This is a genomic window from Companilactobacillus formosensis (assembly GCF_005405305.1).
In the GTDB taxonomy this organism is placed as follows: Bacteria; Bacillota; Bacilli; order Lactobacillales; family Lactobacillaceae; genus Companilactobacillus; species Companilactobacillus formosensis.
Window position 1 is genome coordinate 1 of sequence record NZ_BJDU01000008.1, and the last position, 9,091, is coordinate 9,091.

Genomic DNA, 9,091 nt, shown 5'->3' on the forward strand with positions numbered 1-9,091 from the left:
GGTGTCTTTTTTGATGTTCTTAAAAAGTATTACTAATAAATGGTATACAAAAATAGAGTTGATGGCAAAATGCCTATCAACTCTATTTATCGTACAACCTTTATTATGCTTTAAATTCGCCATGAATAACAACTTTCATACCATAAGGTACATTCTCATAGACCCACTTACAATCGGGCACTGACAAGTGAATACAGCCATGTGATGATGGTTCTCTACCCAAAGTCTTGGCAATCGATTCGACGTAGTTTCCTTGTTCATCAGTCGGTGTTGTATGGAACAAATACTCGCCATGATTCAAAAATGAAACCCAATAATAAGCACCTAATTTCAATGGTTGAGTATAGAAGAATTCTCCACGTTCACCCTGGACATGATAAGTCCCTTTCGGCGTAGCATCTTTTTTACCCGTTGATGCGTACATCTCATAAAGAATTGTTTTGCCTTCCTTGATATACATTCTTTGAGTTGCAATATCGACGTCGATAAAAGCATCTGGATGATCTGCTAAATTAGGATAATCTTTCTTTTCTGAAGCTGTATTATAATCAAAATCCTTCAATGGCACCATATCTTTGTCATCTTTAACATTCTCAGGTGAAGGAACTTCTTTTTTGGGAGCTTTTTTCACCTTAGCTGAATCTTTTGCCTCAACTTTGACATCTTTAGTTTGACTAGTAACAGCTTGGTACCCCCCGTACCCCAAAGCTGCGATAAATAAAACAATAATAGCAATTCCTGATATTTTTTTATAATCCATATTTTATCCCCAAACTCGTAATAACATAATTACCATTATTACATGGTGTATAAAAAACATCAAGGGAGCCTGGAATACAATCTGACAACAAAAATACCTATTAGATTACAATCCAATAGGTATTTTATTAAGCTTTTTCTTCAATTTGATAATACTTCTCCGGTACTCGTTGCAATAATTGTGACAATTCTCCAATCGAAGTAATCGTCAATCTATGCATGGCACGAGAAGCAATCGTATAAACTAACTGTTGTTCATCTTCATCGAATTTATCCTTTGAAGCATCCCACATAATGACTGCATCAAATTCCAAGCCTTTGGCCAAAAACGATGGTAAAACGATAGTTCCAGTTGCTAAACGTTGGTTTTCGGAGCGGATCAAAGTAGATTTAACGCCTTGTTCACTTAACATCTTGTGCAACTGATCGGCGTCTTCCAAAGTTTTGGCAATGATAGCTGTTGTGTATTTGTGCTCATCGTTGGCCTTAATCTGCTTGATAACTTGTTGAACTGATTCAGCTTCTGATTGAGCCTGCCAAAGATTAGGCAAGTCACCATTTCGATTGAACGGTTCAATTTTTTGTCCATTCGTCAAGATTGCTTTCGTAAAGTCCGTAATTTGTTTTGTCGAACGATATGAATGAACTAGTTGTACTACTCGAGTTTCATCGGCATCAAATAAACTTTGGGCTTCGGAAAGTAGTGTTTGACTGTTCTTCTTAGTAAAAATCGATTGATTCAAGTCCCCTAGCATTGTGTAGCGAGCTCTTGGGAATTTGTATTTCATATAAGCTAGTTGGAATGGTGTGTAATCTTGAATTTCATCAATAAAGACGAATTTCATTTCCAATTCACCGTGCTTACCTGTTACCAAATCATACAAGTACAAGTATGGACTGAGATTATTCATTGAAATTTGCTTATTGTTAAAGTCTTGAATAAAGTCTTCGACGTACTTTTTCCATTGTTCTTCAGTAATACCATGTTTTTGCAAATTAACAATTTTAGGGACAGCTTTCAAGAAATTCAAATAGTTGGCCGCCACATTCAAGAAACGTAAATGTTTGATATATTTATAAACGCCTTGCATCATGGCTGTAACAATCTTACGAGCTAGGAATTTTCTCTCTTCATCGCCATTTTTGAATTCTTGATCAGCTGTCACATATAGAGCTTGCAATTGTTCTTTACTCAAGTTTTCGATTCGTTCAGAAACCCACTTGGAACGCATTTCAGAACCAATTTTACGGCGTAACATTTTAACTAGTCGATCAACTGTCGCATCCAAACGATTTCCCAAGTTGTATTGGGGACCATAACTGTAATAAATTTCTTGAATCTTTTCCTTAGGAATGAAGACTTTGCCTTGGAATTTAATATCCTTGAAGGCCATCCCACTTTGTCCTAGCAACTTACTATAGTTAGTCATAATCTTAAAAAATTCAATGTCAGAGACAAATTTCCCAACATTCTTGCTCTCTGTATCAACAACGGTCTCAAATTGGTCTGAGAGTGTTTCTACACTTAAATTAGGCAAACGACGAGCTAAAAATTGCTTATAAGTCATTTGTACCATGTTTTGTTCACCCATTTCAGGCAAAACATCTTTGATATAGTCATTAAATAATGAGTTTGGCGAGAACATAACCACTTGACTAGAAGTTAAAGTCCCACGATATCTATATAGCAAGAAAGCAATTCTTTGTAAGATAGCTGAAGTTTTACCAGATCCAGCAGCTCCTTGAACGAACAATAACTTAGACTTCGTATCACGAATAATCTTGTTTTGTTCACTCTGAATGGTCTTGACGATACCCTTCATGTGGGTCGAAGATTTGCCATCCAAAACTTCCAATAACATTTGATCCCCAATAGTTTCTTGAGTGTCAAAATAAGCTTTGATTTTGCCATCTTCAACTAAGAATTGACGTTTTAGGAATAAATCAACTGATTGTTCCCCATCAGGCGTTTGATAAGTAACTTCACCCAATTTTCCGTCATAGTAAATTGAAGAAATTGGTGCCCGCCAATCGTAAACTAAGAAATGGTCTTTTTCATCAGTAAAGGAACTCAAACCGATATAAACTGATTCTCGCTTAGGTTCACCTTTTTCTTGGAAATCTAGTCGAGCAAAGAATGGTGTTTTTTCTAGTTTCTTTAAAATATCTAAACGTTGACGTGATTGTTGCCAACTGTTATTTCTTTCATCAAGCATTTGTTGTTGTTGATGAATCGAAAGTGCCGCATCCATCGAAATTGAGTCGCCACTGACACCTAAATGGATGTCATCAAAAGCATCATTAATAACTTTTAGATCTTCTTCAGCGACAGTAATGTGTTCTTGAAGTTTAGTTTCAGACTTCTTGATTTTATCAACCACATCATCGAGATGTGCCTGTTCAATTTGTTTTTCATCTAATTCACTAACTTTAGATTTATCTGTCATCATAACAACCTCTTAAATTAAAGTTATATAATGTTACCATTATTGACTACCGATTTCAAAGAAGAGCCGTTATGACAGCAAAAATACCACAATGAATATTCCATCACTGTGGTATTAATTATTACTATTATTTATTTTTTATCAGCATAACTATAGTAATAAAATCCAGCGACAAAAATCAAACCACCGATGATATTACCTAAATATACTGGAACAAAGTTTTGAAGGAACAATCCCCAAGTACTACCACCCTCAAAAATCGCTGCCGGAATGATAAAACAATTAGCAATACTATGTTGGAACACTACTGCCACAAAGATCATGATAGGAAACCAAATCCCCAAAATCTTTCCAGCCGCATCCTTTGCTCCAAAAGACAGCCAAACTGCCAAGCCGACTAGCCAATTACAACCGATACCAGAAATCAAAGCGGACCAAAAACTAGCATCTGTTTTAGCACTAGCGATACTGATCACCGCTTGTTGGAAAGGCTGTGCATGTGTCAATCCCACTACGTGACCAAAGAAGTAGGCAACAAAAACCGCACCGATAAAATTAAACAACGTAATGATCAACAAATTTTTCAAATAATCTAACAAGTGAGCTTTTTTATCAAATAACGACGTTCCAACAGCCATCATATTACCAGTCGCTAATTCGCCACCAGCCAATAAGATCACAATCAAACCGATTGGAAAGACTGCCCCACCAACTAAAGCTTTGACACTAATTAAGTCTTTGGGAATTGAAGCTGTCACTCTCACATAAGCGAGAAATCCTAAGGAAATCATCGCCCCACCGACAAAACCTAAAATCATTTTAGCTAACAAGGTCTTTTTCAACTTGTTATTTCCTGCACTGATACTCTTTTGTAAAATTTCTTCCGGAGTAAACATAATTAATCCCCATATTTAAATTTGGTGAATTAAAAATACAGCATATTGCGAACGAGGTCAACGAATTTTCTGATAATAGTTCGGATAACACGTATGCATAAAAATAACGCAAATCGATTATAATTTACGTTATTTAACTATTTTTCTTTTTCGATATTTGAATATTCCAAATGCAGCAATAACTATCCCGACACCGGCCAAAACAAACGGACCCGTGCTGCCACCAACGGCCGTGAGAATTTGCGTCCCTAATTGTGGCGTCTTCATACTGATGTTTTGTCCCGCTATTGGTGCAACATCTAACTCTTCATAAGGGATCCGACATTCCATAATCGCATAATCATATCCAGAACCAACGAACCGATGAACGATTGCCGATGAATTGACTAAATTTTTATTACCGTTGCTAGTATCTTGCAATAAAACTTTAGTATTTTGATTAGGTTTAATATCCCAAGCATTTTTGACATAAATCACATGCAGGCGATTTCCAATTTTTAGTTGGTAGTCAACAGTCTGAAAGCCAAGCGTATCTTTATGGCTCTTCGATGTACTGACATAGTAATAAATATATTTGTCATCAGCTAACAAAGAGGCCTCTTTCACAGGACCAAAATCATAGTAAATATCGTTTTTGGGCTTATCATCCCAATCCGAAAATTTACCATCAATTTTAATATTAAAATCGTCCATTGCGGCAGACACAACCGTTGGTTTAAACGACATCCCCACGCCAAATAAAATCATTAATGTGAAAATTATTTTACGCATATTTACCCCTTTTTATTCCCATATTAAAGATTGGTCTATACTAATTACAAGGTACTATATGGGGTAAAAATAAGCAACACAAAAAGCCAGCTTTTCAGCTGGCTTTTTAATCAATCGATCATCATTAACCGATCAGCGTCTAAGATTTTAAATTCATTATTACTAATTTTTTCGATCATACCCTGCTTAGTCAATGATGTAAGTTTACGACTAATCGTTTCAGGGGTCGTTCCTAGATAAGTTGCGATATCTTTTTTCTTAAGAGGTAGTTTAAATACCTCTTGATCTAATCCGGCGCTAGTCTCTAGTAAGTAATTAGCTAAGCGACTTTCAACACTAGCAGTCGTTACTTCAGTTGTTTGTTGTTCCAATTGAGCAATTCTTTTACCTAAAGCATTGACCATATTAACAGCCATTTCAGGAGTTTGTTGCATCAATCTTTGGAAATCTCCTCGAGAAATCTGACAAACATCAGTGTTCATCAAGGCTTGAGCAAAACTATTGTGATCACTATTAGTAAACAATGCTGCCTCGCCATCGAAATCACCCGTTTGCAAAATTCTTAGCATCTGTTCCTTACCACTAGCAGCCATTTGGAAAACTTTTGCCTGACCGTGAGCTACGATGATCAACGAATCGGCTTCATCTCCAGCAGAGAATAAATATTCGCCAGTCTTATAGTGATGGTGTGTCACCAAAGTTGCTATCGTATTCTTATCATCTTTAGATAAATTGTCAAAAATCGAAACTAATTCAACACAATCTTCAGCTGTGTGGTCATGCGCTAGTTTTGCCATTAATTATCGCTCCTTAGTCAAAGTCCTCATCGTCTTCTTCTTCAAAGCCTTCCTTAGCTGACTTGCCAAGAAGTGCTTGATAGATTCTGATTTGGTGGTTATTGAAACCTAACAATTGAACCAATACTTGCTCCATGAAAGGACGATCTTCCTTTTGAGCCAACTTGATAGCACGAGTTACGAACATGTTATCAGTTGTGAAGTCGTCAACAACAGTTTGAAGCATATCCTCAGCCTTCAAATACTTATTCTTACCGTCTTCTTCGATCATAGCGTAGTCAGAATATTCTTTCATAGTTGAAGGAGGTAATTCACCCTCATCCAATAATTCATCGGCTATCTTATCATACCAAGCGTTATTTTCGTCAATTGTTTGATTCAAAACAGCCTTGTAGCTTTCAGCATTTGCGCCTTTAACGAACCATTTGATTTGGTGCAACTTGATGTTTAGTAGGAAATGATTAGAAACAATATGTCCTGTCATTGCTCCAGCTGTTGGTTTGTGGTGATCGGCATCTGCTTGTTTTTGTTCTGCCGCAAACTTTTCATCGATTGTTAATTCTGTCATTATGCAAGCTCCTTAGTTTTAACTTTTTTAACTTCGTATCCTAAATCTGTGATTACAGTTGATAGGTCATCCCCTGTAACTTTACTTTGATCAATATCGGCTCTAACTTTACCAGCATTGAAGAGGACCTTAACATTTGAAACGCCATCTTGATTTTCAACTGCTTTTCTAATCTTTGTCATACATGATGGGCATGTCAATTCGCCTAATTGTAAAATAACTTTTGCCATAATTAAATTCCTCCATATTTACAAAATCTTTGCTAGTGAAGTTCTGAATTACTCACGAGCTGTAAATGTTTCAAATCTTGCAACACTTACAGCTCGCAAGTAATCTGAAGATCACTTGCTCAACTAACTTACAAATACTATTCTAATTAGTTTGCTGGACTAACAACTTGATTTGAATCAAGTTTTGAAGATTTATTTCCAATTAATCTCATTGCGTTAAAGATAACTACTAAAATACTAATTTCGTGAACGAACATTCCACTACCCATATGGATAACACCAACGATCAAACCTAATAATAGTAAGGCAACAGTTCCAACCGCAATGATGATATTTTCTTTCGTATTAGCAACAGTCTTCTTGGATAAAGTATAAGCATGTGCTAAAGCATCAAAACTTGATTTAACTAGGATAATATCGGATGTTTCAATAGCAACATCAGTCCCACTACCCATTCCAATACCAATATCTGCAGTAGCAAGTGAAGGTGAATCATTGATACCATCACCAACGAACGCTACAGTACTACCTTGTTCTTGGAACTTTTTAACAAATTCAACTTTGTCCTCTGGTAATAATTCAGCGTGAACCTCATCAATCGGAAGTCTTTCGGCAACACGTTGAGCGGCAACTTTGTTATCACCTGTCAACATAACTACTCGTCTCAAACCAGCATCCTTAAGGGCTTGAAGTCCTTCTCTAGCATCTGGTCTCAATTGGTCATTAACACCAACGACTAAACGCAATTCTTGATCAACTGCCATCAAAACAACGGAATCTCCATCGTTCATACGACTATTAATAGCTTTTCTTTGTGCATCGGAAATCTTTACATTGTTGGCTTTCATCAAACGTTCATTACCAACTAAAATCTTGAAATCATCATTTTGACCTACTAATCCTTGGCCTTTAACAGTGTCTAATTCAGGCAATTTTGGTGTATCAGTAATTTCCAAATCATTGATATATCTAACAATAGCTTGACCCAGTGGGTGATCAGAAGTCTTTTCAACGGCTGAAAGCAAGCCTAAATCTTCATTCTTATCTTTACCAAAGTTATCGATATCGGTAACGGACATCTTACCAGTAGTCAAAGTACCAGTTTTATCAAGAACTAGAGTATCAACGTGTGAGAAGGTATTTACGGCATTTCCACCTTTCATCAAAATACCATTCTTAGCACCATTACCAATTCCGGCAACGTTAGAAACTGGAGCACCGATAACTAAAGCACCAGGGCATCCTAGAACTAAAACAGTGATAGCTAGTGGGAAATCTTGAGTAAAGATCCAAACTAAAATACCAATGATCAAAACTGCAGGTGTGTAATATGTAGCAAATTTATCAATAAAACGAGCGGCAGGTGATTGACTATCTTGGGCTTCTTCAACCAATTCGATGATTTTACCGAAAGTAGTATCTTCACCGACGGAGGTTGTTTCGATAGTAATAGTTCCGTTATCAGCGATTGAGCCAGCGAAGACCTTATCACCACTACTCTTTTGAACAGGTGTTGATTCACCTGTAATTGAAGCTTCATTCATGTAGCCAGTTCCATCGATAATTTTTCCGTCGACAGGAATTTGACCACCTGGTTTAACTAAAACGTGATCTCCCTCGTCCAAATCATCAACGTCAACAGTCTCAGTAGTACCATCTTCGTTGACCAATTCAGCAGTTGTAGGAGCCATCTTCGTCAAACTCTTAACTGAAGAACGTGTCTTTTCCAAAGTCTTTTGTTCGAGGTAACTACCAAAGAGGAATAAGAATGTAACAACAGCTGATTCTTCATATTCTCCAATGATAAAGGCCCCTATAACAGCAATCGTAACTAGCAATTCAATACTAATCACTTTATTTTGCAAAGCACCGAAAGCATGCAATGCAACTGGGATTGCCCCAATGATACTAGCAACAATCATGAAGACCGTCGCAATAGTTTCAAAATGTAACAAGTAACTTGAAATCAAACTAAGTGCAATCAATACAGCGATTGATATGGTCATCTTATTTTGATGTTTCGAAATCCATATATTTAATTTTGTCATTTCGCTTTACCTCTCTCTTAACTTACAAGACATATTCTAAAGGGTAAGCGGGATTAAAAAATTGATGTGGGTCAAGTTTAGGAAAAAGATTCTTAGTTTTTAGTTTTGGTTTTGCTAAGTATGCCGTCGTCCACAAAAGCCCTGTGATTGGCTGGAACGCTGCCGACGCCACTTTGAACCAATACATGGACCAAAGGCGCATTGTTTCAAAGCTGGGTCTTTTACTAAGCAACAAGTTGCTAAGTAAAATTTGGCGGCTGAGCCATCACAGGGCTTTTGCTCCCGACTAGATTTCATCTTCTATTCGGATAGAATCAGACACATATTTTTTGAATAACAGCCATATTTTTTTAAAAAAAGAAGATACTACCAGAACCACAGCAATGTACTGCAATTCTAATAATATCTTCTATTAATTCTCTGAAGTAACTTATATAAAGATAGAAAACACTATCCAGTCCGGAATAGCAAAGCAAATTGGCTCAAATGTGAAATTTCACTTGGCAATTTATTGCCTAGTGAAAGGCCGAGCTTGAAGACTTTGCCCGGTTTTGGGCTTAGCAAAGGCTCCAAGT

Annotated in this window: 8 protein-coding genes; all 8 read right to left on the reverse strand. The window is 36.8% G+C overall.

Features of this window, described 5'->3' with window-relative positions; all coding sequences use genetic code 11:
* Positions 1–103: 103 nt before the first annotated feature.
* The 8 genes from FFM65_RS09470 to FFM65_RS09505 all read right to left on the reverse strand — a co-directional run bounded on the left by FFM65_RS09470 (position 104) and on the right by FFM65_RS09505 (position 8,516).
* Positions 104–760 (reverse strand): L,D-transpeptidase, encoded by a 657-nt coding sequence (locus FFM65_RS09470; RefSeq protein ID WP_119318618.1) that lies wholly within the window; start codon positions 758–760, stop codon positions 104–106.
* Between the two features lie 127 nt (positions 761–887).
* Positions 888–3,206 carry an RNA polymerase recycling motor HelD gene (helD, locus tag FFM65_RS09475; RefSeq protein ID WP_119318617.1) on the reverse strand — a complete coding sequence of 773 codons (2,319 nt, stop codon included), beginning with the start codon at positions 3,204–3,206 and terminating at the stop codon, positions 888–890.
* Positions 3,207–3,337: 131 nt separating this feature from the next.
* Positions 3,338–4,102 (reverse strand): formate/nitrite transporter family protein, encoded by a 765-nt coding sequence (locus FFM65_RS09480; RefSeq protein WP_119318616.1) that lies wholly within the window; start codon positions 4,100–4,102, stop codon positions 3,338–3,340.
* Between the two features lie 129 nt (positions 4,103–4,231).
* Positions 4,232–4,873, reverse strand: coding sequence for a Firmicu-CTERM sorting domain-containing protein (locus FFM65_RS09485; protein WP_119318615.1), 642 nt, complete (start codon positions 4,871–4,873; stop codon positions 4,232–4,234).
* A 110-nt stretch (positions 4,874–4,983) separates the two neighbouring features.
* Complete coding sequence (locus tag FFM65_RS09490; RefSeq protein WP_119318614.1) at positions 4,984–5,670, reverse strand: Crp/Fnr family transcriptional regulator; 687 nt, start codon at positions 5,668–5,670, stop codon at positions 4,984–4,986.
* A gap of 13 nt (positions 5,671–5,683) precedes the next feature.
* Positions 5,684–6,238, reverse strand: coding sequence for a ferritin-like domain-containing protein (locus FFM65_RS09495; RefSeq protein ID WP_119318613.1), 555 nt, complete (start codon positions 6,236–6,238; stop codon positions 5,684–5,686).
* Entirely contained in the window at positions 6,238–6,468 is a 231-nt protein-coding gene (locus FFM65_RS09500; RefSeq protein WP_059073813.1) for a heavy-metal-associated domain-containing protein, read from the reverse strand. Before FFM65_RS09500 ends, FFM65_RS09495 begins: the two co-directional genes overlap by 1 nt.
* A gap of 146 nt (positions 6,469–6,614) precedes the next feature.
* Positions 6,615–8,516: a heavy metal translocating P-type ATPase gene (locus tag FFM65_RS09505; RefSeq protein WP_119318612.1), complete on the reverse strand. Its 1,902-nt coding sequence runs from the start codon at positions 8,514–8,516 to the stop codon at positions 6,615–6,617.
* Positions 8,517–9,091: the final 575 nt, after the last annotated feature.